At 73.9% G+C, this 22,039-nt stretch carries 17 protein-coding genes and 3 tRNA genes; 3 read left to right on the forward strand and 17 right to left on the reverse strand.

The features are described from left to right. Positions 1-154: 154 nt before the first annotated feature. The 15 genes from AB0O82_RS26200 to AB0O82_RS26270 form a co-directional block, all read right to left on the reverse strand. Entirely contained in the window at positions 155-2,779 is a 2,625-nt protein-coding gene (locus tag AB0O82_RS26200; protein WP_363586401.1) for a ComEC/Rec2 family competence protein, read from the reverse strand. A gap of 113 nt (positions 2,780-2,892) precedes the next feature. After that, positions 2,893-3,576, reverse strand: coding sequence for a helix-hairpin-helix domain-containing protein (locus AB0O82_RS26205; RefSeq protein WP_363586402.1), 684 nt, complete (start codon positions 3,574-3,576; stop codon positions 2,893-2,895). A gap of 500 nt (positions 3,577-4,076) precedes the next feature. Beyond that, positions 4,077-4,922, reverse strand: a complete 846-nt coding sequence (locus AB0O82_RS26210; protein ID WP_363586403.1) for a DegV family protein — start codon at positions 4,920-4,922, stop codon at positions 4,077-4,079. A 132-nt stretch (positions 4,923-5,054) separates the two neighbouring features. Continuing rightward, positions 5,055-5,918, reverse strand: a complete 864-nt coding sequence (locus AB0O82_RS26215; RefSeq protein WP_363586404.1) for a hypothetical protein — start codon at positions 5,916-5,918, stop codon at positions 5,055-5,057. Positions 5,919-6,192: 274 nt separating this feature from the next. After that, a complete protein-coding gene (leuS, locus tag AB0O82_RS26220) occupies positions 6,193-9,075 on the reverse strand; it encodes a leucine--tRNA ligase (RefSeq protein WP_363586405.1) in 2,883 nt (960 codons plus the stop codon). Positions 9,076-9,339: 264 nt separating this feature from the next. Further along, positions 9,340-10,644: a hypothetical protein gene (locus AB0O82_RS26225; protein ID WP_350878238.1), complete on the reverse strand. Its 1,305-nt coding sequence runs from the start codon at positions 10,642-10,644 to the stop codon at positions 9,340-9,342. A gap of 97 nt (positions 10,645-10,741) precedes the next feature. After that, positions 10,742-10,814: transfer RNA gene (locus AB0O82_RS26230), tRNA-Ala, on the reverse strand. Positions 10,815-11,103: 289 nt separating this feature from the next. Further along, positions 11,104-11,176 (reverse strand) — tRNA-Ala (locus tag AB0O82_RS26235). Between the two features lie 43 nt (positions 11,177-11,219). Next, a tRNA-Ala gene (locus AB0O82_RS26240) sits at positions 11,220-11,292 on the reverse strand. Between the two features lie 211 nt (positions 11,293-11,503). Further along, a complete protein-coding gene (locus AB0O82_RS26245) occupies positions 11,504-12,151 on the reverse strand; it encodes a histidine phosphatase family protein (protein WP_350878282.1) in 648 nt (215 codons plus the stop codon). Continuing rightward, positions 12,148-12,606, reverse strand: a complete 459-nt coding sequence (gene rsfS, locus AB0O82_RS26250; RefSeq protein ID WP_063347541.1) for a ribosome silencing factor — start codon at positions 12,604-12,606, stop codon at positions 12,148-12,150. Before rsfS ends, AB0O82_RS26245 begins: the two co-directional genes overlap by 4 nt. Positions 12,607-12,735: 129 nt before the next feature. After that, positions 12,736-14,562: an LCP family protein gene (locus AB0O82_RS26255; RefSeq protein ID WP_363586406.1), complete on the reverse strand. Its 1,827-nt coding sequence runs from the start codon at positions 14,560-14,562 to the stop codon at positions 12,736-12,738. 12 nt (positions 14,563-14,574) lie between these two features. After that, complete coding sequence (nadD, locus tag AB0O82_RS26260) at positions 14,575-15,207, reverse strand: nicotinate-nucleotide adenylyltransferase (protein WP_363586407.1); 633 nt, start codon at positions 15,205-15,207, stop codon at positions 14,575-14,577. 124 nt (positions 15,208-15,331) lie between these two features. Beyond that, positions 15,332-15,487 (reverse strand): hypothetical protein, encoded by a 156-nt coding sequence (locus tag AB0O82_RS26265; protein ID WP_167745857.1) that lies wholly within the window; start codon positions 15,485-15,487, stop codon positions 15,332-15,334. A 152-nt stretch (positions 15,488-15,639) separates the two neighbouring features. Further along, entirely contained in the window at positions 15,640-15,786 is a 147-nt protein-coding gene (locus tag AB0O82_RS26270; RefSeq protein WP_159398425.1) for a hypothetical protein, read from the reverse strand. 248 nt (positions 15,787-16,034) lie between these two features. Here AB0O82_RS26270 and AB0O82_RS26275 point away from each other — a divergent pair, with 248 nt between their 5' ends. Further along, the gene (locus tag AB0O82_RS26275; RefSeq protein WP_063347544.1) at positions 16,035-17,129 is read left to right on the forward strand and encodes a M48 family metallopeptidase; all 1,095 of its coding nucleotides are present in this window, start codon (positions 16,035-16,037) and stop codon (positions 17,127-17,129) included. A gap of 67 nt (positions 17,130-17,196) precedes the next feature. On the opposite strand, the gene AB0O82_RS26280 is transcribed toward AB0O82_RS26275, so the two are convergent. Next, complete coding sequence (locus AB0O82_RS26280) at positions 17,197-18,594, reverse strand: DUF2079 domain-containing protein (RefSeq protein ID WP_363586408.1); 1,398 nt, start codon at positions 18,592-18,594, stop codon at positions 17,197-17,199. A gap of 129 nt (positions 18,595-18,723) precedes the next feature. Here AB0O82_RS26280 and AB0O82_RS26285 point away from each other — a divergent pair, with 129 nt between their 5' ends. Beyond that, the gene (locus tag AB0O82_RS26285; protein ID WP_363586409.1) at positions 18,724-19,401 is read left to right on the forward strand and encodes a response regulator transcription factor; all 678 of its coding nucleotides are present in this window, start codon (positions 18,724-18,726) and stop codon (positions 19,399-19,401) included. Continuing rightward, complete coding sequence (locus AB0O82_RS26290) at positions 19,391-20,977, forward strand: HAMP domain-containing sensor histidine kinase (RefSeq protein WP_363586410.1); 1,587 nt, start codon at positions 19,391-19,393, stop codon at positions 20,975-20,977. Before AB0O82_RS26285 ends, AB0O82_RS26290 begins: the two co-directional genes overlap by 11 nt. Here the strand turns inward: AB0O82_RS26290 and AB0O82_RS26295 are convergent, their stop codons facing one another. After that, a complete protein-coding gene (locus AB0O82_RS26295; protein ID WP_363586411.1) occupies positions 20,978-22,036 on the reverse strand; it encodes a hypothetical protein in 1,059 nt (352 codons plus the stop codon). Positions 22,037-22,039: the final 3 nt, after the last annotated feature.

A 22,039-nucleotide genomic window follows, 5' to 3' on the forward strand; every position in this document is an offset into this window, starting at 1 on the left:
CCCGGCGGTTTTGCCTCTTTCTCGGGCCGCCGCGGGGGTGCGCCCGGAGCGCGCCGCGATCGTTCTCCGGGCCCCGCCCCGCCCCCCTCCCTCCTCCCCACCCCCACCCCTTTCCCTTCCCCCACCTGATGGCTGGGAGGAGAGGAGGGCGGGGTCAGCCGGGCGGGGCTCGCGGGGTGTGCGAGCCCTGCCCGGTACGGGAGTCGGGCGCTCCGTCCGCAGCGCGCGAGCGGGGCTTGCGCGCCTCGTGCGCCGTCTGCGGGTGCACGGACACCCCGAGGACGGCCGGCGAGCCGCCCGTCACCGCGATGTCGCCCACCCGATCGGTGCGCAGCACGCTCGCGCCCAGCGCGCGCAGCCGGTCCACCGTCCGCACGGACGGATGCCCGTACGCGTTTCCCTCGCCGCACGAGATCAATGCCAGCCGGGGACGCAACGCACCGGTCAAGGCCCAGTCCTGATGCGCGGATCCGTGGTGCGCCACCTTCAGGACGTCCACCCGCCCCAACCGGCCCAGCAGCGCCGACTGGGCGGGCGGTTCGAGGTCCCCGAGCAACGCCATCCGCAGTCCGCCCGCCACCGACACCACCAGCGCGACGCTCGCATTGTTCGCCCCCGGTGCCTCGGCAGCCGCCCCGGCGTCGGGCCAGACCACCTCCCAGGACAGCCCCGGCCCCACCGAACGCCGTTCACCGCGCCCCGCGCGCAGCAGCGGGACTCCGGCACCAGCCGCCCAGCCCGCCACCCGGGCCGCCTCACCCGGTGGATCGTCCAGGGTCGTGCCCTCGATCGCTCCGACCCGGCGGCCCCGGAACACCCCCGGCACACCCTCGACGTGATCGGCGTGGAAGTGCGTCACCACCAACAACGGCACTTCCGTGACACCCAGATCCCGCAGGCACCTGTCGGCGGCGTTCGGATCCGGCCCCGCATCGACCACCACCGCACTGTCCTGTGCACCGGCCGCGAGCACCAGCATGTCCCCTTGGCCCACGTCGCACATCACCATCCGCCACCCCGGCGGCGGCCAGCCGGTCGCGATCCGGGTGAGCTGCGGTGGCCGCAGCAGCACGGCCAGCAGGACCACGAGCAGGACCCCCGCCACCAGCGCCCGCACCCACCGCCGCCGGGCGCGGACGGGCTTGCCGGACGGCGCCCGCCGTGGCAGCAGGAGCGGCATCACCCAGCAGACCGCCAGGGTGGCCAGCGCGACCGTCGCCGTCCCGAACCACCCGCCCGGCCAGGAAAGTTGGCTGCCCGGAAGTTCGGCACCGCGCCGCGCCACCAGGGCGAGCCAGCCGACCGGCACGCCGGCCGGCCCCGCGAGCAGCCGGGCCAGGTCCGGGAGGAGCGGCTGCAGCACGAGCACCCCGAAGCCGAGCAAGGTCGCCGGGGCCACCGCCAGTTCGGCCAGCAGGTTGCACGGGATCGCGACCAGGCTGACGTGCCCGGACAGCACCACCGTCACCGGCGCGCACAGGGCCTGGGCGGCGGCCGTCGCCGCCAGGGCACCCGCCAGGTGGTGCGGCCAGCGCCGGGACCGCAGCGCCTCGGCCCAGTGCGGCCCGAGGACGAGCAGCCCGGCCGTGGCGAGCACCGAGAGCAGGAATCCGAAGGAACGCGCCAGGAACGGGTCGAGCAGGACGAGCACCAGGACCGCCCCGGCGAGCGCGGGCACCGCCTGCCGGGGCCGGCCGGTGGCCAGCGCGAGCATGCCGATCAGCCCCGTCCCGGCCGCGCGCAGCACGCTGGGCTCCGGCCGGCAGACGGCGACGAAGGCCAGCGTCAGCGCCGTCCCGAGCAGCGCGCTGGTGCGCAGCGAGAGCCCCAGCAACGCGGCCAGCCCGCGCCGTTCCGGGGTGCCGGCCTGCCCCGGGGCGCCCAGCAGCGCGCCGAGGACGATCGCCAGGTTGGCCCCGCTCACCGCCACCAGGTGCACCAGGTCGGTGGCCCGGAAGGCGTCCTCAAGGTCATCGGGCAGTCGCGAGGTGTCGCCCACGACCAGGCCCGGGAGCAGTCCGCGCGCGTCCGGCGGGAGCCCGTCGCTGGCCGTGCGCAGACCGGCACGCAGCCGCCCGGCGATCCGCTGCGGCAGGCTCGGCGGCGCGAGGTGCCGGGGAGGGCCGTGGACGACCAGCAGCGCCGCGCACGAGGTGTCGTAGCCGTCTCCCGCGGGCCGCACCTCGGCCTCCACCGCCAGCCGCTCCGACGGGAGCAGCCCCTGCCAGGGCCCGGATTCCGCGCCCCGGACCATGACGGTCACCGGGGTCCGCGTCCGGGTGCTCCGCCCGTCCGGCAGGAGCGTGACCCGGTCGGCCACCGCGTCGACGGTGAGGAGGGTCTGCCCGCCGGTGGTCCCGCCCCGGGCCGCGTGGGCCTTCGGGTCCCCGGCGACGGTCAGCTCCACCTCCACCATCCGAACGGGCTCGCCCTGGGACCGCGGCGGGGCGTGCTCGGCCGCTCGGACGAGCTCCGGCAGCGGCCCCCGGTGCAGATCGGCGGTGTGCAGAGGGGTGGCCACCGCCGCGGCGGCTCCGGTGAGCAGGACGGCGGCCAAGGTCACCGCCGCTGCGCGTCGGCGCAGGAGCGCGGGCCTGACGAGCAGCAGGACGGCCGCCGGCGCGGCGGCACCCGCCAGGCCGAAGGCGAGGACGTCGTACCCCGGCTCCAGGCCGAGGAGCGCGGCCGTCACCACCCAGGCCGAGACGGCGGGAAGCAGCAGCCGGAAGTCGGCACCGGTGGAGCGGTTCGGCAGGTTCGGTTCGGTGGTGGCAGGCACGGCGGTACCTCCCTTCGGCGGGTGGCGGCGACGGACGAAGGACGACGGACGACGACGGACGGACGACGACAGACGGACGGGAGAACAGGCGGGCAAGGGGACGGACGGGGAGGTCAGAGGGTCAGCAGCGGACGGAGTTCCGCGAACGTGCGCGCCCCGATGCCGCTGACCTGCCGGAGCTGGTCGAGCGTGCGGAACGAGCCGTGCGATGTGCGGTAGGCGAGGATGCGCTGGGCGAGGGTCGGGCCGACGCCGGGGAGGGCGTCGAGCTGTTCGAGGCCTGCGCGGTTGAGGCTGACGGGCGGTCTGGACGTGCCGGCCGCCGGCGGTCCGTTGCCGGCTCCGGCGCCCGGGGCGGAGGCCTGAGCCGGCTCGCCGACCAGGATCTGTTCACCATCCGTCAGTACCCGGGCCAGGTTGAGGCTCCGGGTGTCCGTCTCCGGCAGCGGACCGCCCGCCGCCCGCAGGGCGTCGGCCACCCGCGAGCCGCCGGGCAGGGTGTGCAGGCCTGCGAGGTGCACCCGCCCGCCGATGTCGACCACGACGACCGCCCCGCCCCCGGCGCCGACGGGATCGGCCGCCGAGACCGAGTCCGGGCCCGGGCCCGAGGCCGGAGCCGGCACGGACGCGGATGTCGCCCCCGGTGAATCCGGTGAATCCGGTGAGACCGGGGCGGAGGCCAACGCCGGCACGGCCACCGCCTGCGGTCTGGCCAGCCAGAAGTGCTGCACGGCGTAGCCGACCGCGAACAGCAGCAGGACGGCCAACCCGGCCACCGCCCGCCGGTCGAGTGCCATCGCCGAGCCGAATCGAAGACCCGACCCGGCCTCCGGCTCCGGCGGATCCACGTCACCGCCCGCCCTGACCGAATCCAACGGCACAGGTGGCACAGGCGGCGCAGGCCCCGCCGGCGGAGGCCGTTCCCCCGCCCCGGACGGAACCGCGCCCGAAGGCTGCCCGGTCGACGCGAGCGCGCCCACCGCGGCACCGAAGCCCACCGGCCCGCCAGCCCCGACCCCGACCCCGACCCCTGCCCCACCGCCCACGGCGCTGCTGCCGCCGGTCGGCAGCAGCGCCGCCATCCGCAGCCGGACGGTCTCGTTGATCTCGTGGCGCTTCGCCGCGCCCAGGCCCATGGTCGTCATGCCGAGGACGGTAGGAGTCCTCGGCAGAGTGCGCAGAAATTACCGAACCCCTGTGGATAACTCGGGGGTTGTGGACAAAACAGATCACTCACACGAGTGATCGGTGCCGCGAAAAGTTGACCAGAGCCCGCGACGCGGCGCGACCGGCCCGCTCAGCGCGGCGCGACGACCACCGCGAGCAGCCCCGGCCCGACGTGCGCGCCGATCACCGCCCCCACCTCGCCCACGTACAGCTCCCGCAGCCCCGGCACCCGGGCCCGCAGCCGCTCCGCGAGCGGCTCCGCCCGTTCCTCCGCCGCCAGGTGGTGCACGGTGATGTCGACCTCCCCGCCCCCCGACCGCTCGACCGCGATCTCCTCCAAGCGCGCGATCGCCCGCGACGCGGTGCGCACCTTCTCCAGCGGTTCGATCCGCCCCCCGTCCAGGTGCAGCAGCGGCTTGACCGCCAGCGCCGACCCGAGCAGCGCCCGCGCCGCCCCGATCCGGCCGCCCCTGCGCAGGTGCTCCAGGGTGTCGACGTAGAAGAACCCGCTGGTCACGGCCGCCCGCCGGGTGGCGGCCTCGGCCGCCTCCGCCAGGTCCCGCCCGTCCGCGATCGCCTCGGCCGCCGCCAGCACCGCGTATCCGAGGGCCATGCCGACCAGCCGGCTGTCCACCACCCGCACGGGTACCGGCGCCTCGGCGGCCGCCAGCCGGGCGGCCTCCACCGTGCCGGACAGCTCGCCGGAGATGTGCACCGAGACGATGCCCTTCGCCCCGGCCTCGGCGGCGGCCCGATAGGCGGCGGCGAAGGCCTCGGGGTTCGGTCGGGAGGTCGTCACCCGCTGCTTGTCGCGCAGCGCCTCGGCGACGTCCTTGGGGGAGATCTCAACGCCTTCGCACAGGACCGCGTCACCGACCGCGACGCTCAGCGGGACCACCGTGATCCCGTACCGGTCGAGGGTCTCCTGCGGCAGGTAGGCCGTGGAGTCGGTGACAAGTGCGAGGTCAGAGGGCATGAGGCGGAGATTACTCCCCGTTCGTCCGGGAGGACAGCGCCCGGGTGCGAACCCCGAATGGCCCCGAGGGCGCCGCCGGGACAAGCACGCGGCACCCGCCGAAACACGGCCGCAGCACCCGACGCGGGGTGCTCAGCCCGCCGTGGGCCCCGCCGACGGCTTCCGCAGCCGCTGGGCCAGTTTGGCCAGCGGGTCGGCGAGCCCGAGCAGTTCCTCCGCGCTCGGGCGCCCCTTCCCGTCCGTCAGCCCAGCCCGCGCAGCACCGCCGGAGGCCGCCCCTGAACGCGTACCCGCAGACGCGGACGCGGAGCCAGAGGAGCCAGCGGAACCAGTGGCAGCAGCGGAACCAGCGCCAGCAGCGGAGCCAGCGGCGGCAGCAGAGCCTGCGGAACCGGCGCCGGCAGCGGAGCCACCGGAGGAGGGCGCGGACGACGACTCCCCCGAGGTGTCCCAGTGCCGCAGCGCCCCCGCCTCGCTCTCGCACTCCTGGCTGAGCCGGCTCAGCTCGTCGTCCGCGAACCGGTGCATCCGGTCCTGCGCGGCCCAGCGCATGGTCTCCGCAGAGTGGGTGATCCGTTCAGCGCGCTCGCGCAGCTCCGGCAGCTTGGCCGCGATCCGCGCGGTGTCCGGCTCCCGCTCCAGCATCCGCAGTTCGCCGTCGAGTTCGGCGGCGTGCGTGTCGAGCCTGCCGAGCAGGGCGAGGGACTCGCCGAGCTGGCCGTCCTGGGGGAGGCCGCTCTCCAGCACCTGCCGGGTGCCGTCGAGCGAGGTGCGCAGGCCGAGCCGGACGGCGGCGATCTGGCCGGGCGGTCCGACCTTGGTGAAGGTCTTCGCCTTGAGGGTCGCGTTCTCCACGGCACGCCGGGCGTTGGCCTCGTGCCGCCCGATCTTCGTGGCTACGGCCTTCGCCGCCTTGACCGTGCCGACCACGGCCAGGACGAACGCCGCGATCCCGAAGAGCAGGACCAGGCCGATCATCACGCCGAACGCGTCCATCGCGAGCCACCTTCCGCCACCGTTTCGGCCCCCACCGGACCCAACGCGGGCCGTACTGCCGAGGGTTCCACGGTAGCCGCCGGATCGGGCCCGGAGCGGACGGAACGGGCCCGGGCGGCGGAGATCAGGGACAGATCGGGGATCTCCCCGAGGGTTCGCGGGTCCTCCCGGGGCTCCGGGCACGAGCAAGGGCGGGCGTCCCGAAGGACACCCGCCCCAGCAGCCTCAGCCGACCGACTACCAGTCGACCGACCTGAGCCTCGGCCTCTCAGCCTCAGCCGGTAACGATGTTCACCAGCTTCGGCGCCCGCGCGATCACCTTGCGCACCGGCGCCTCGCCGATCGCCGCGACGACGGCCGGGTCGGCCAGCGCCAGCGCCTCCAGCTCGGCGTCCGAGATCGTCGGCGCGACCTCCAGCCGGGCCTTCACCTTGCCCTTGAGCTGCACCACGCAGGTCACCGTCTCGTCCACCACGTACGCCGGGTCGGCGACCGGGTAGTCGGCGTGCGCCAGCGACTCGCCGTGGCCCAGCTGGCGCCACAGCTCCTCGGCGATGTGCGGGGCCAGCGGTGCGACGACCAGGACCAGCTGCTCGGCCACGGCGCGCGGCGTGGAGCCGCGCTTGACCAGGTAGTTGTTCAGCTCGATCGCCTTGGCGACGGCCGTGTTGAACCGCAGCCCGGCCATGTCGCCGCGGATGCCGTCGATCGCCTTGTGCAGGGCACGCAGCGTCGCCTCGTCCGGCTCCTCCTCGGTGACGACCAGGTCACCGGTGGCCTCCGAGACGACGTTGCGCCACAGCCGCTGCAGGAAGCGGTACGAGCCGACGACGGCGCGGGTGTCCCAGGGGCGGGAGACGTCCAGCGGGCCCATGGACATCTCGTACAGGCGCAGCGTGTCGGCGCCGTACTCGTCGGCGATGTCGTCGGGCGCGACGGCGTTCTTCAGGGACTTGCCCATCTTGCCGGCCTCGCGCTTGACGGCCTCGCCCTGCCAGAAGTACTGGCCGTCGCGCTCCTCGACCTCGGCGGCGGGCACCGGGAAGCCGCGCTCGTCGCGGTAGACGTCGGCGGTGATCATGCCCTGGTTGAACAGCTTGTGGAACGGCTCGACGGACGAGACGTGGCCCAGGTCGTGCAGCACCTTGTGCCAGAAGCGCGCGTACAGCAGGTGCAGCACGGCGTGCTCGGCACCGCCGACGTACAGGTCGGCGCCGCCGGCCGGCTTGGTGGCCGTGGGGCCCAGCCAGTACTTCTCGTTGGCCGGGTCGACGACCGCCGAGGAGTTCGACGGGTCGACGTAGCGCAGCTCGTACCAGCACGAACCCGCCCAGTTGGGCATGGTGTTGGTCTCGCGCCGGTACGTGCGAACGCCGTCGCCCAGGTCCAGTTCGACGTTGACCCAGGCCTCGTTGCGCGACAGCGGGGTCTTCGGCGAGGAGGTGGCGTCGTACGGGTCGTAGGTGTGCGGCGAGTAGTCCTCGACCTCGGGGACCTCGACCGGCAGCATCGACTCGGGCAGGGCGTGCATGACGCCGTCCTCGTCGTAGACGATCGGGAAGGGCTCGCCCCAGTACCGCTGGCGGCTGAACAGCCAGTCCCGCAGGCGGTAGTTGACGGTGCCCTCGCCGATGCCGCGCTCGGCCAGCCAGGCGGTGACGGCGGCCTTGGCGTCGACGACGCTCAGCCCGTCCAGCGTCAGCCCGTCCCGGGAGGAGTTGACGATGACGGAGTCGTAGGTGTCGAAGGCGTCGTCCCAGGCGGCCGGGTCCTCGCCGCGCCCGTCGGTGGGCTGGACGACGCAGCGCATCGGCAGCGCGAAGGCGCGGGCGAAGGCGAAGTCGCGGTGGTCGTGGGCGGGGACGGCCATGATGGCGCCGGTGCCGTAGCCCATCAGCACGTAGTCGGCGATGAACACCGGGACGGACGCGCCGCTGACCGGGTTCACGGCGTAGGCGCCGGTGAAGACGCCGGTCTTGACCTTGGCCTCGACCTGCCGCTCGACGTCCGACTTGGCGGCGGCGGTGGCCCGGTAGGCGGCGACGGCCTCGGCGGGGGTGGCGGCGCCGCCGGTCCACTCGGCGGGCACGTCCACGGGCCAGGCGGCCGGGACGATCGAGTCGACCAGGCCGTGCTCGGGGGCCAGCACCATGTAGGTGGCGCCGAACAGGGTGTCGGGCCGGGTGGTGAAGACGGTGATCTTCTCATCGGAGCCGACGGCGAAGTCGACCCGGGCGCCCTCGGAGCGACCGATCCAGTTGCGCTGCTGCAGCTTGATGGCCTCGGGCCAGTCCAGCAGGTCCAGGTCGGAGATCAGGCGGTCGGAGTACGCGGTGATGCGCATCATCCACTGGCGCAGGTTGGACTTGAACACCGGGAAGTTGCCGCGCTCGGAGCGGCCGTCCGCGGTGACCTCCTCGTTGGCCAGGACGGTGCCCAGGCCGGGGCACCAGTTGACCGGCACCTCCTTGGAGTACGCCAGCCGGTACTCGCCCAGCAGTTCGTCGCGCTCGGCGGCGGACAGGTCGGCCCACGGGCGCCCGTCCGGGGTCGGCTTCGCGCCGGACTCGAACCGGGCGATCAGCTCGGCGATCGGCCGGGCCCCGCCGGCCTGCTCGTCGTACCAGGAGTTGAAGATCTGCAGGAAGATCCACTGGGTCCAGCGGTAGTACTCCGGGTCGATCGTGGAGATCGAGCGGCGCGGGTCGTGGCCCAGGCCCAGCCGGCGCAGCTGCTGGCGCATGTTGGCGATGTTGGCCTCGGTGGAGACCCGCGGGTGGGTGCCGGTCTGCACCGCGTACTGCTCGGCGGGCAGGCCGAACGCGTCGTAGCCCAGCGTGTGCAGCACATTGTGGCCGGTCATCCGCTGGTAGCGGGCGTAGACGTCGGTGGCGATGTAGCCCAGCGGGTGGCCGACGTGCAGGCCCGCGCCCGAGGGGTACGGGAACATGTCCATGATGAAGCTGTGCGGCTTCGCGGCGACGTCACCGGCCTCCGGGTCGGCCAGCGCACCGGCGGGGTTGGGGGCGTTGAAGGTGCCCTCCTTCTCCCAGAGGTCCTGCCAGCGGGACTCGATCTCCGCCGCCAGCGCGGCGCTGTACCGGAACGGCTCGGTCGCGGTCTCGGCCGTGCCGGACGCAGGGGTCGTCTCGCTCATGGTCCTTCAAGCTCCATCGATGTCAGTTGGCGAACCGCGCACACGGCCGGCCCGTGAACGGGGGCGGAAAACAAAAAATCCCCTCGCAGGAGGGGACGCCACGCCGACTCCGGCACCGCCCGAGGGCGTAACCGGTCCTGGTCAGCGCGGCCGGCTAAGGAGCAGGCGCACGGTTCGCATGGGCTCAGGGTACCGCAAGCAGATCAGCGCGCTCCCGGGTATCCGCCGGGGCCCGACGGCCCCGGGCCCGCCCCCGCACGGGCCTCACCGCCCCGCCGACGCCGCCGCCCGCGTCGCCGCGTCGAAGTCGCGCAGCGCCCGCGCCAGCCGCTCGGACTGCATGCCCGCCGCGAGCGCCCGGGCGAGCGACGCGGTGCGGGCGGCCTCCCGCTGGTCGCCGAGGCGCCGGTGGGTCTCGGCGAGGCGGACCATCAGCAGCGCCTTGGACCGCCCGCGGCCGGCCCCCAGCCCGGCGACGGCCTCGGCGAGCAGCGCCTTGGCCATCCGGTGCTGGCCGAGTGCCAGCCGCCCCTCCCCCACCATCCCGGCGAGTTCGGCGCGGGCCGCCTCCGTGCCGGGCACGCCGTCGAGTTCGGCGAAGGCCCGGGCGGCGGCGGCCTCGGCCTGCTCGGCCTCGCCCCGGCGGCCGTGCGCGCGGGCGATCCGGCCGAGTTGCCGGGCCCGGCCGGCGGGGCTCAGTACGGAGCCGTGCCGGGCCAGGGCCGTGTTGAGCGCGGCGACGGCGTCCAGGCCGCGTCCGCCGGCGCCCTGGGTGGCGAGCACCACCAGGCCGCCGAGCACGGCGACGCCGAGCCGGGCGTCGCCGCTGACGTGGGCGGCCCGCAGGGCGGCGACGAAGGCGCGCTGGGCGGCCGCGTCGTGGCCGAGGTCGTACGCGGCCCAGCCGGCCAGCCGGGCGAGCCGGCTGGCCGTGCCGTACAGCTCGCGGCCGACCCGTTCGTCGTAGGCGCCGAGTTCCAGCAGCTTGGCCAGCATGGCGAGTTCGGCCCGGGTGGGGCCGAGGACGAGTCCGCCGCCGCAGGAGCGTTCGAGCCGCTGCTTGCTGCGGTAGGACAGGCCGAGGTCGCCGACGAGGCCGGGGTCGATGCGCAGCGCCCCTTCGCCGCCCCCGACGGGCGGGGGCGGGGAGGCGAGCCGTTCGGCGGCCTGGTCGAGGTCGGCGCCGCGGAAGAGGTCGGTGAGGCGGACGGGCCCGGCGTCGGTGGCGGCCTCGCGCAGCGCGGTCTGGGCGGTGTCGGCGGTCCACGGGTCGGTGAGCAGCCGGGGCGAGAGGATCTTGGCGCCGCGGTGGCCGCCCATCCGGCCCCAGAGCTGTTCGTAGGTGACGGCGATGCCGAGGGTGCGGCTGAGCACTTCGCAGACGGTCTGGTCGTGCGGGCTGCGAGGCACCATGCCGCGGTCGCGCCACTTGTAGGGGGCGGTGGAGCTGATGGCCAGGCCTGGCGGCAGGGCGAGGCTCACCTCGCGGGCGAGCCGTTCCGGACTCCAGCCGAGCTGGTGCAGTATCCGGGCCAGTTCCTCGTTCCGCCTTCTCTCCAGATCGGCCATGGAACGACGGTAGCGGTCTTTCCCGCCGTTCCGCCGGTGGCATGCGCAGAACGCCGAAGGGCCGCCTCCCATTTCGGGAGGCGGCCCTCGACTGCTGTGGAGCTACGGGGAATTGAACCCCGGACCTCTTGCATGCCATGCAAGCGCTCTACCAACTGAGCTACAGCCCCTTGACCTGCGATGTCACCGGGGGCTTTCGACCGTTTCCGTCCGGTTTCCCTCGGCGACATCGACTACTTTACACGGTCCCGGGGGTGCTCCACGAATCCGCTCCCGGGGGCCCGCGTTCCCACTCCCTCGGACCCGCGCTCGCCCTCCCCGGAGCCCGCGCTCCCCCACCCCGGGCCCCGCACTGCCGCCCCCACTCCAAGCCCCGCACTGCCGCCCGCGCCCCGCCCCGGAGGCGGCCCGGCAACGCGAGAGGCCGCCACCCGGTGGGTGACGGCCTCTCAACTGCTGTGGAGCTACGGGGAATTGAACCCCGGACCTCTTGCATGCCATGCAAGCGCTCTACCAACTGAGCTACAGCCCCGCGACACGGGCGCTCCTGATCGAACAGGAGCGCTGGTGCGGAGTGGAGCTATGGGGAATTGAACCCCAGACCTCTTGCATGCCATGCAAGCGCTCTACCAACTGAGCTATAGCCCCGCAGTCGTCGGATCTCCCGCTTCCCTTCCGGGCCGCGTTCCTTCCCTGCGAACGAGGAAAACTCTAGCTGGTCAGGCCCGGAACTGCGAAATCCGCCCCCGCGGAGCCCCTGCAAGCCCCCTGCGAAGCCCCTGCACGCCCCTGGCGAGCCCCGGCAAGCCCCTGCGCGCCCGCAACCCAGCCCCGCCCCACCCCGCGACGCGCCCGTCGCTCAGGTGTCGTCGCCGATGACCGGCTGCGGGAGCGTGCCCGCGTTGTGCTCCAGCAGGCGCCAGCCGCGCGCCCCCTGCCCGAGCACCGACCAGCAGCAGTTGGACAGCCCGCCGAAGCACTCCCACTGGACCGGGTCCAGGTCCAGCAGTCGCCCGAGCATGGTGCGGATGGTGCCGCCGTGGCTGACCACCACCAGCGTCCCGTCCTCCGGCAGCTTGTCGACGGCCTCCAGCACGACCGGCACCGAGCGGTCGGCGACCTCGGTGGCCAGTTCGCCGCCGCCGCGCCGCACCGGCTCGCCGGCCGCCCAGGCCGCGTACTCCTCCGGGAAGCGGTCGCGGATCTCGGCGTTGGTCAGGCCCTGCCAGGAGCCCGCGTAGGTCTCCCGCAGGCCCTCGTGGTGCTGCACGTCGAGGCCGGTGACCTTGGCCAGTTCCTCGGCCGTGCGCTTGGCCCGGGTGAGGTCGGAGGAGATCAGCAGGTCGGGGCGCAGGCCGGAGAGCAGCCGGGCCGCCCGCTGGGCCTGGAGGACGCCCTGACCGGTCAGTTCGATGTCCGTGGTGCCCTGGAAGCGGGACTCCAGGTTCCACGAGGTCTGGCCGTGGCGCCAGAAGACGACGCGCGGCCCCCGCCCGTCCCGGCTCAGTGCAGGTCCTCGGGCTTGCCGAAGTCGTCGGCCGGGGCGACGACGTTGCCGGCCTCGTCGGTGTGGGCGTCGGGCCGGTTGCGCGTGGCCAGGGCGTCCTCGGGCAGCGGCAGCTCGGGGCAGTCCTTCCAGAGGCGGTCCAGCGAGTAGAAGGAGCGCTCCTCGGAGTGCTGGACGTGCACGACGATGTCCAGGTAGTCGAGCAGGATCCAGCGGCCGTCGCGCTCGCCCTCGCGGCGCACCGGCTTGATGTCCAGCTGCTCGCGCAGCTGGTCCTCGATCTCCTCGGCGATCGACCGGACCTGGCGGTCGTTGTTGGCGGAGGCGATCAGGAAGGCGTCGGTGATCGACAGCACCTCGCTGACGTCGAAGGCGATGATGTTGTGCGCGAGCTTGTCGGCCGCCGCCTGCGCGGCGACGGTGATGAGCTGCTGGCTGTGGTCGGTGACGGTCACGGTGTTCTTCCGGCTCGGCGGCTTGGGGGCGACCCCCGGCTCCTGGCCGGGGGTCGCCTTCCAGGATCTCACGCCGCCCGGGCGGCCCCGGAACGCTTTTCCGGGGCCGCCCGGGCCGGAGGCCGCAGCCTACTGGCTCTTCGGCGGCTGGTAGTCCTTGCCGAGCACGACCACCAGGTCCGCGTTCTGGGCGTCGCCGACCTTCTTCACCGCCGTGTCCGGCAGTCCGAGGCTGATCGCCAGCGACTTCGCCGCGGCCTGCCGGGCGTCGTCGGTGTAGCGGATCTCACTGGCGGCCTGCGCGGCGGTCTTGGAGCCGCCGGGCAGGAAGGTCAGGCCGGAGTTCACGATCTGGACCTGTGCGGCGGCCGCCGCCTGGTCGTTGCCGGTGGCGTCCTGGAGCGAGACCCGGGCGGGGGCGTCGGCGGAGGCCGCGGACTTCACGGTGCCGCCGAGCACGTCCTTGACCTGCTTGCCGGCGGTGGCGTCGTCCAGGCCGCCGTCCGGTTTGACGGTCAGCGCGGTGGTGCCGAGGTGGCCGTCCTTCGCCTGCTGGGCGAGCTGGGCGAGCACCCCGGCGAGGGCGTCCTCGGGCAGCGAGGGGTCGAGCACCGCGTTCATCCGGTGCACGTCGTCCTTGGCGTCCTTGAACTCGGTGGGCATGGCGCGCACCACCGCGTCCATCACCTGTCCGAACCGGGCCAGTTGGGCGTCCCGGTTCTCGCCGGACGCCTGGAGGGTGGCGTAGGCGACCGCGGCCTTCCCGTTCAGCAGGGTGTTCTTGCCGGCCGCGGACAGCAGCTTGCCGTCCGGCTTTCCGCCCTCGTGGGTCTCCGCGTTGGTGTCCACCCGGACGCCGCCGAGCTGGGAGACCAGCATCTCCAGGTAGGGGGTGTCCAGCCGCCAGGTGCCCGCGACCGGGGCGCCGAGCACGGTGGACAGGCCGTCGCGGGTCGCGGAGGCGCCGATGCTGTCCATGGCCTGGCCGACGGTGGTGACCGGCGGGTCGCCGGGGCCGGGCAGCCGCAGGGTGTCGGGCAGCAGGAGCACGGTGCCCTTCTTCCCGGTGGAGTCGTTGACCAGCAGCGCGCTGGAGACCTTGCCCTGGAGGTCGCGCAGGTGGACCACGTTGACCTGGCGCGGACCGGCCGCGTTCGCCGCGGTCTGCTTGTCGCCGGTGAACCAGAGGTAGCCGCCGGTGCCGGCCGCCGCGAGCGCCACCACCACGCCGAGGCCGATCAGCCGGTTGCGCAGCCGGCGGCGGCGCTCGGCGCGCACCTCGCTGCGGGACTCGGCGAACTTCAGCCAGTCGATGACGTCCTCGGACTCCTCCCCCTCCTCGTCGACGAAGGTGAACTCGTCCGTGGGGTAGCCGTCCTCGGCGGCCTTGCCTCCGGCCTTGCCGCCGGACTTCCCGGCCCGGGCCCCGCCGACCAGTTCGGACGGCGGCTCGGGCTTGGCGCCCGCCGCCTCGGCGGCGGGCCGGGGCACGCGCGGGCGCGGCGGCGCGGGGGCGACGGGCGCGGGCGCGACGACGGCCTCGGGCTCGACCGCCGCCTGTGCACCCGCCACAGGCGCGGCCGGGTAGGCCTGCTGCTGGTAGCCGCCCCCGGCCTCCGGCCCGGACGACCCCCATCCGCCGTACGCCGGGTCCTGGTAGCCGTAGCCCCCCTGCTGCTGGTACGCCTGCACGGGCTGCCCGTACTGGTCGTACTGCTGGTCGTACTGCTGCGGGGGCTGCTGGTGCGCCTGGTAGGGCTGCTGCTCCTGGTAGCCGCCGTACGGGTCCGCCGCGTACACCGGCTGCCCGTACTGGTCGTACTGCTGCTGGTCGTACTGCTGCTGCGGAGGTTGTTCAGGCTGCTGCTGGTAACCCTGGTACTGCTGGTACTGCCCGGTCGACCAGTCCTCCGGCTGCTGCTGGTGCCGCTGGCCTCCGCCGCTTCGCTCGGTCACGCCCGCTCCTGGTCAGGTCCGGTGCGGCGCGTAGAGCGCCCGCTTGTCGATGTAGCGGACCACGCCGTCCGGGACGAGGTACCAGACCGGTTCGCCCTTGGCGACCCGGTTGCGGCAGTCCGTGGAGGAGATGGCCAGCGCGGGGACCTCGACCAGGGAGACCCCGCCCACCGGGAGCCCGGCGTCCGACAGGGTGTGTCCCGGGCGGGTGCACCCGATGAAGTGCGCGAGCGAGAAGAGCTCGTCGGAGTCGCGCCAGGAGAGGATCTGGGCGAGCGCGTCGGCGCCGGTGATGAAGAAGAGGTCGGCGTCCGGGTGCTGGGAGCGCAGGTCGCGCAGGGTGTCGACGGTGTACGTCGGTCCCTCGCGGTCGATGTCGATCCGGCTGACCGAGAACTGCGGGTTCTCGGCGGTGGCGATGACCGTCATCAGGTAGCGGTCCTCGGCCGGGGTGACGTGGCGATCGCTCTTCTGCCACGGCTGCCCGGTCGGCACGAAGATCACCTCGTCCAGGTGGAACGCGCTCGCCACCTCGCTGGCGGCGACCAGGTGGCCGTGGTGGATCGGGTCGAAGGTGCCGCCCATCACCCCGAGGCGCTTCTTCACCGGTTCCGGTCCGCCGGGATTCCCGGCCTGCTCTCCCATGCCGCCACACCTTACGCGACGCCCGTTACGGTGCGGGAACGCCCGGGTGGGGGTTGTCCGAAGACGCGTGAGGGAGCGGCCGGCCGGTACGCCGGACGCTCCCCGAGCGGCCCCGGGAGGCGGCTCAGCGGTCCCGGTTGAAGCGGGTGGTCACGAAGAGCAGGAGCGCCAGGATGAACAGTGCGGCGCCACCCGTCAGGTACGGGTTCAGGCTCTCGTGATTGCCCCCCTCGCTCTCGGCGAGCAGGTTCAGGACGGGGAGTGCGGCGGCAGTGTTCATGGTCGGCGGGACCTTCTCGGCTCGGGTGAACGGACCAGGGGTTCTTCCGGGCCGGTGAAGGCCCACCTGTCATCGTACGGGGGCTTACCCGGCAACCGCTCGGCGGCCCACCGCCGCTGACCGGGCGTGAGCCTGAACCGGGGCGGCGGTGCTCAGTTGCCGCGGAAGGCCCGCGCCATGATCCAGACCAGCAGGCCGACGCCGACGAACGACGCCACCACGATGATCCGCAAGAACAGGCCCGGGCCGGCCTCGTTGGAGATGGGCGCGGCCAGGCTGACAAGCGCGTCGGTGGACATCTGCGGGGCTCCTCGAACTGCTCGGTACCGGGGCCGGGTCCGGTCTCGGTTCTCCAGGGCATTCAGGGTAGACCGGCCTCACACCGGCGGCGCCCACCGGCCCCTGCGGCGTGGCCCGGCCCGCGCGTACGCTGGCCGCGGGGACGAGTACGCAACCGCGGACGTTGCAAGGACAGTCGTTGCAGGCGTAGACCAGCGGGGGCCGGCCGCCGGGCCGGGGCCGCCGTCGACCAGGAGGTACTCAGACCATGACCGACCCGACCGCGAAGACCCCGAGCCGGCGCCGCCAGCGCTTCCCCGACATCTCCACCCGCGCCTGGGAGCACCCCGCGGACCGTTCCGCCCTGGTCGCCCTGCGCAAGCTCACCGGCTTCGACGACGTCCTGAGGAAGCTCGCCGGGCTGGTGTCCGAGCGCTCGATCCGGCTGATGTTCCTGGCCACCGCCGTGAAGACCTCCGAGCGCCAGTTCCCCGAGCTGTACGACATGGTGCGCGACGCCGCCTACGTGCTCGACCTGGAGCAGGTCCCGGACCTGTACGTCACCCAGGACCCGACGGTCAACGCGTACTGCATCGGCATCGACACCCCGATCATCGTGATCACCAGCGGCCTGATCGAGCTGCTCGACGAGGAGGAGCTGCGCTCGGTCATCGGCCACGAGGTCGGCCACGCGATGTCCGGCCACGCGGTCTACCGGACGATGCTGATGATCCTCACCAACATCGCCACCCGGGTCGCCTGGGTGCCGCTCGGCAACCTGGCGATCATGGCGATCGTCACCGCGCTCAAGGAGTGGTTCCGCAAGGCGGAGCTGTCCAGCGACCGGGCCGGCCTGCTCGCCGGGCAGGACGTCCAGGCGTCCATGCGCGCCCTGATGAAACTGGCCGGCGGGCACAACCTGGCCGAACTGAACGTCGACGCCTTCCTGGAGCAGGCCGAGGAGTACGACAAGGCCGGCGACCTGCGCGACGGCGTGCTCAAGCTGCTCCAACTGCTGCCGCAGAGCCACCCGTTCGCGGTGGTACGGGTCGCCCAGCTGAAGAAGTGGGCGGAGAGCGACGAGTACCGCTCGATCCTGGCCGGCGCCTACCCGCGTCGCACGGACGACCCGGACACCTCGGTCGGCGAGCAGTGGAAGGCCGCCGCCGACCACTACACGACCTCGGTGAAGGAGAGCAAGGACCCGCTGATGGGCCTGATCCGCGACGTGGCCGGCGGCGCCGCGACCGTCGGCGGCAAGCTCCGCGACACCTTCGCCGACACGTTCACCGGCGGCTCCCGCGGCGGCTCCGCCACCCGCGAGGACGGCCGCACCGACCGGGGCGAGCGCACCGACGGCTGACCCGCCGCACCCGCGCCGACGGCCGGTGCGCCCCGCCCGGGGTCACCGGCCGTCGGCCTGCCGGGGCCTACCCCGGCTGCCAGTGGTACACCGCCACCCCGGCCCCGTCCGCCACCCGCCGGTACCCGCCGCCGTCGACCAGGCCGGCCAGGAACCGCCGCTGCTCCGCCACCGGCACCGGGAAGGCGTCCGGCTCCTCCAGCACCGCCACCCACTCCGCCACCGGCCGCCCCCAGCCGCCCGGCCCGCCCACCCCGCCCGGCGGCGTCAGGTACGGGAACAGCGACACCGTGCAGCGCCCGGTCAGCTGCGGCGCCAGGCGGTTGGCGGCGGCCACCCGGGCGCCGTCCGGGACGACCGCCAGCACCCGGCGCACCTGCGCCGCCCGCCCGTCGCCCCGCCGGGCCTCCCCCGACAGCACGCCCGCCACCGGGCCGGTCGCGGTCAGCGCCACCGTGACGGCGAGCATCCCCGCCGCCACCGGCAGCCCCCGGCCCAGCCGGCCCAGCCGGGGCAGCCGGGGCAACAGCAGGCCCACCCCGTGCAGCCCCGCCGTGCACAGCAGCGGCACCAGCACCGCGTCGTAGTGCTGCCCGGTGCGCCAGAACGCCGGATTGACCACCCAGAACCGGGCCGCCAGCAGCACGCCCGCCAGCAGCACCAGCGGCGAGCGCAGCGCCAGCAGCAGCGTCGGCGCCAGCAGCAGCAGGACGGTCAGCGCCTTGACCTCCGGGAACAGCAGCCGGACCACCGGGTTCCCGCCGTCGAACTCCCCCATGTGCGCGTACGTGTACTCGCCGCCCGGGTTCACCGCCGGGATCACCACCAGGGTGACCAGCAGCCCGGCCGCCACCGCCACCAGCACGGTGACCGCCCCCAGCCGGCGCCGCCCGCGCCACCACACGTAGCCGCCGACCGCCGCGACCAGCAGCGCCTGGTCCTCCTTGACCAGCAGCAGCGGCAGCGCCCACGCCACCGCCGGGCCGTACCGCTCCCGGGCCAGCGCCACCACCGCGGCCGCCGCGAGCGGCACCGCGAAGGCCACCTCGTGGAAGTCGAACGCCACCGCACTCTGCAACCCCGCCGACAGCCCGTACGCGACCCCGGTGACCGCCCCGCCCGCCGGCCCCAGCACCCGCACCGCGTACGCCGTCACCGGCACCGCGGACAGCGCCACCAGCACCGCCTGCGCCACCAGCAGCGTGCCGGGGCCCGGCCAGAGCCGGTAGAACGGCGCCAGCACCGCCAGCACCGGGCTGAAGTGGTCGCCCAGGAGGTTGAAGCCCGTACCCTTCAGCGCGACCACCGGTGCTTCGAGCCGGGAGTAGGCGCGCACCGCCTCCTCGAAGATGCCCAAGTCGAAACCCGAACTCTCCAACCGGGCGTGCCGGGTGAGCGAGACCGCCGCGTACAGCGGGGCGAACAGGGCGGCCACCGACCACGGCAGCACACGTCGGAAATCCATGGTCCGGACGCTAGGAATTCCGCACTGAAGGGAAACTGAGGAAAGCTGAGGAAAACTTCAGTTCGGATATCCCGGGCAAGCCGGTCATGGCCGTTGCGGGAAAACTGAATTCCACCAAGGATGGGCGTCATGCGGCTACTGATCGTCGAGGACGAGGAGCGGCTCGCGCAGTCCCTGAGACAGGGACTGGCGGCCGAGGGATACGCGGTCGACCTGGCGGCCGACGGCGTCCAGGGGCTCGAACTCGCCCTCGTCGAGCCATATTCGGTGATCGTGCTCGATCTGATGCTGCCCGGCCTCAACGGCTTCAAGGTCTGCCGCGAACTGCGCGGCGCCGGGAATTCCGTACCGATTCTGATGCTCACCGCGAAGAACGGCGAGTACGACGAGGCCGAGGCGCTGGACTGCGGCGCCGACGACTTCCTCAGCAAACCGTTCTCCTACGTCGTGCTCACCGCCCGGCTGCGCGCCCTGCTGCGCCGCGGCGCCGTCGCCCGCCCACCGGTGCTCGCGGTCGGCGCGCTGCGGATCGACCCGGCGGCCCGCCGCTGCACCGCCGCCGACCGACAGGTCCGGCTCACCACCAAGGAGTTCGCCGTGCTGGAGTGCCTGGCCCACCGACCCGGCGAGGTGATCCCCAAGGGCGGCATCCTGGACACCGTCTGGGACGCCGCCTTCCGGGGCGACGTGAACATCGTCGAGGTCTACATCGCCGCCCTGCGGCGGAAACTGGACGTGCCCGGCATCGGCTGCCGGATCGAGACGGTGCGCGGCGCCGGATACCGGCTGGTGCCCGATGCGCGCTGACCGCCTCCACCCGCTGCTGCGCCCCTGGCACCGCTCCTCGCTCCGCATCCGCGCCGCCCTCGGCGCGGCCCTCGCCTCGGTGCTGGCCTTCTCGGTGGCCAGCCTCTGGGTCGGCGGCGCGGTCCACGACCAGTGGACGGCCGTCACCGAGAAGCAGGCCGAGCGCAGCATCCAACTCGTCACCCACGACATACCCGGCGGTTCACAGACCTGGGTCGAATCCCTGCAGGAGTCCTTCGTCCTGGTCCTGGCGGACGGACGGCTGGCGTTCCCGGTCCGCCCCTGGGACGCCGGCCGCGTCTGGAACGACACCCGCACGAACGCCTCCTGGGTCCAGGCCAGCACCCTGCTGGAGGAGTACGCCGGTCTGCCGGTCGAACCCTTCGCCAAGATGCCGTCCTACCCCCAGAACGCCACACCGGGCCGCACCGACCGGATCCGGATCCACCTGCCCGTCCACACCCGGCTGTGGCACCCGCCGCGGAGCGGCCCCGACCTCACCGACCGGGACGTCACCCTGCTCAAGCGGATCACCGACCAGGCGTCCTCGGAGGCGCTGGAGAAGTACACCGGCATCGCGGGCCTGCCGGCCCAGCGCGTCACCGTCTACCTGCTGGTCAACCCCACCGCCGCCGACCAGGCCGAGGACCGGACCACCGGCATCCTGCTGCGCTACGTACTGCCCGCCGCGACCCTGTTCACCGCCCTGATCGCCTGGCTGGTCACCGGCCTGGCGCTGCGCCCGGTGGAGTCGATCCGCCGGGGCATGGCCCGGATCGGCGCCGGCGCCTTCCACGAGCGCGTCCCGGTGCCGCCCTCGCGGGACGCCATCGCGCGGCTGGCCGAGACCACCAACACCACGCTCGGCCGCCTGGAACACGCGATCGACGAGCAGCGCCGGCTGGTCTCGGACGCCTCGCACGAGCTGCGCAGCCCACTGGCCGCACTGCGCAACTCGCTGGAGGTGCCGCTGGCCCACCCGGCGGGCGTGGAGTGGCCGCAGGTGGTGCGCGACGCGCTCACCGACACCGAGCGGCTGCAACTGCTCACCGACGACCTGCTGCTGCTCGCCGCCGTCGAGGAGCCCACCGGGCCGCTCGGCGGCGAGCCGGTGGACCTCGCCGACCTGGTCGGCGAGCAGCTCGGCGAACGCACCCACCTGCCCTCCGGCGGGCCCGCCTTCCTGGCCGTCTCCCTGGAGCCCGCACCCGTCCCGGGCAGCGAACTGCGGCTGGGCCGGCTGGTGCGCAACCTGCTCGACAACGCCGCCCGGCACGCCCGCACCGCCGTCGCCGTCTCGGTGACCGTCGAGGACGGGCACGCCGTGCTGACCGTCACGGACGACGGCCCGGGCATCCCGCCGGAGGACCGGGAGCGGGTCTTCGACCGGTTCGTCCGGCTGGACGACGCCCGATCCCGCGACGCCGGCGGCGCCGGCCTGGGCCTCGCCCTGGTCCGCTCGATCGCCCGCGGCGTCCACGGCACCGCCGCCTTCACCGACCCGCCGTCGCCCGGCCCGGGCGCCCGCGCGGTGGTCCGCCTCCCGCTCGCCGCCGGCGCCCCGGACAGGACCTGACTAAGGCGCGAGCACCCCGCACACCTGCCAGGCCGGCTGCGCGTGGTTGCCCGGGTCGATCGGCGCCGGCGGCGGGACCCGGGTGCCCTGCGGGGTGGCCAGCACCGGCTGGAGGAAGCCGGCCATCGAGGTGGTGCAGGGCTCCGGCCCGGCCTGGACCACCGAGTCCACCAGCCGCAGCTGGGCCGAGGCCAGGTCGACCCGGTCGAACTGGAAGGTCAGCTGCCGCCGGACGGTCTCCAGGGTCACCGGCGCACCGGCCGCGGCTCCGGCCGGCTTCAGCGCGTAGACGAAGGTGTGGTCGGTGGTGATCTGCAGCGTGCCGCCGTCGGCCTCGTCGATCCGCATCGCGCCGGTCACCTTCACGGTGTCGGCGGCCAGCGCGACCTGCGCCGGGTCGAAGCGCACCAGCCAGCCGGTCAGCGCGTGGTGCCGGTCGTCGACCGGCTGGGTCACGCTGGTGTCGAACTGGGCCTGCTCCCCGGGGGTGACGAAGGCCCGCACGTCGGCGGTCGCGCCCTGGACGAGGGTGGCCGGGGCCAGCGAGGAGGCCACCAGGTAGCGCTGGACGGTGTCGAGCGCCTTGGTCACCTCGACCCGGCTGAAGTGCTCGGTGGCGGCCCCGGTCGGGGTGCCCAGTCCGATCGCCCCGTCGCTGTACCCGACCGGCAGCGCGGCGAACGGGTTGGCCGGGTCGGCGACCGGCCGGACCACCGAGGCCGGGGTCAACGCGACCAGGCTGACGGTCAGTTGGCTGCCCTCGGGCCGGGCCGAGATCCGGTTCGGCGAGCTGACCCCGAAGTACACCGCGGCCCCGAAGGCCAGCAGCACGAGCAGCAGCAGCGCGAGCGCCTGCCGCGGCACGCTGCCCAGCGGGCCGAACCGCACCCGCGGGCGGGTGGCCCGGCCGAAGGACCCGGCCAGCCGCTCCCGGGCGGACAGCTCCTGGATCCGGGCAGCCCGGACGAAGGATTCGTCGAAGACGACGGACCGGTACTCGTCCTCATTGCCGGAACCACCGTCGGGCGCACCCTCAGGAGGCTCTCGCGGGTCACCCATGAC

This window comes from Kitasatospora sp. NPDC088264 (assembly GCF_040685715.1).
Taxonomy (GTDB): domain Bacteria; phylum Actinomycetota; class Actinomycetes; order Streptomycetales; family Streptomycetaceae; genus Kitasatospora.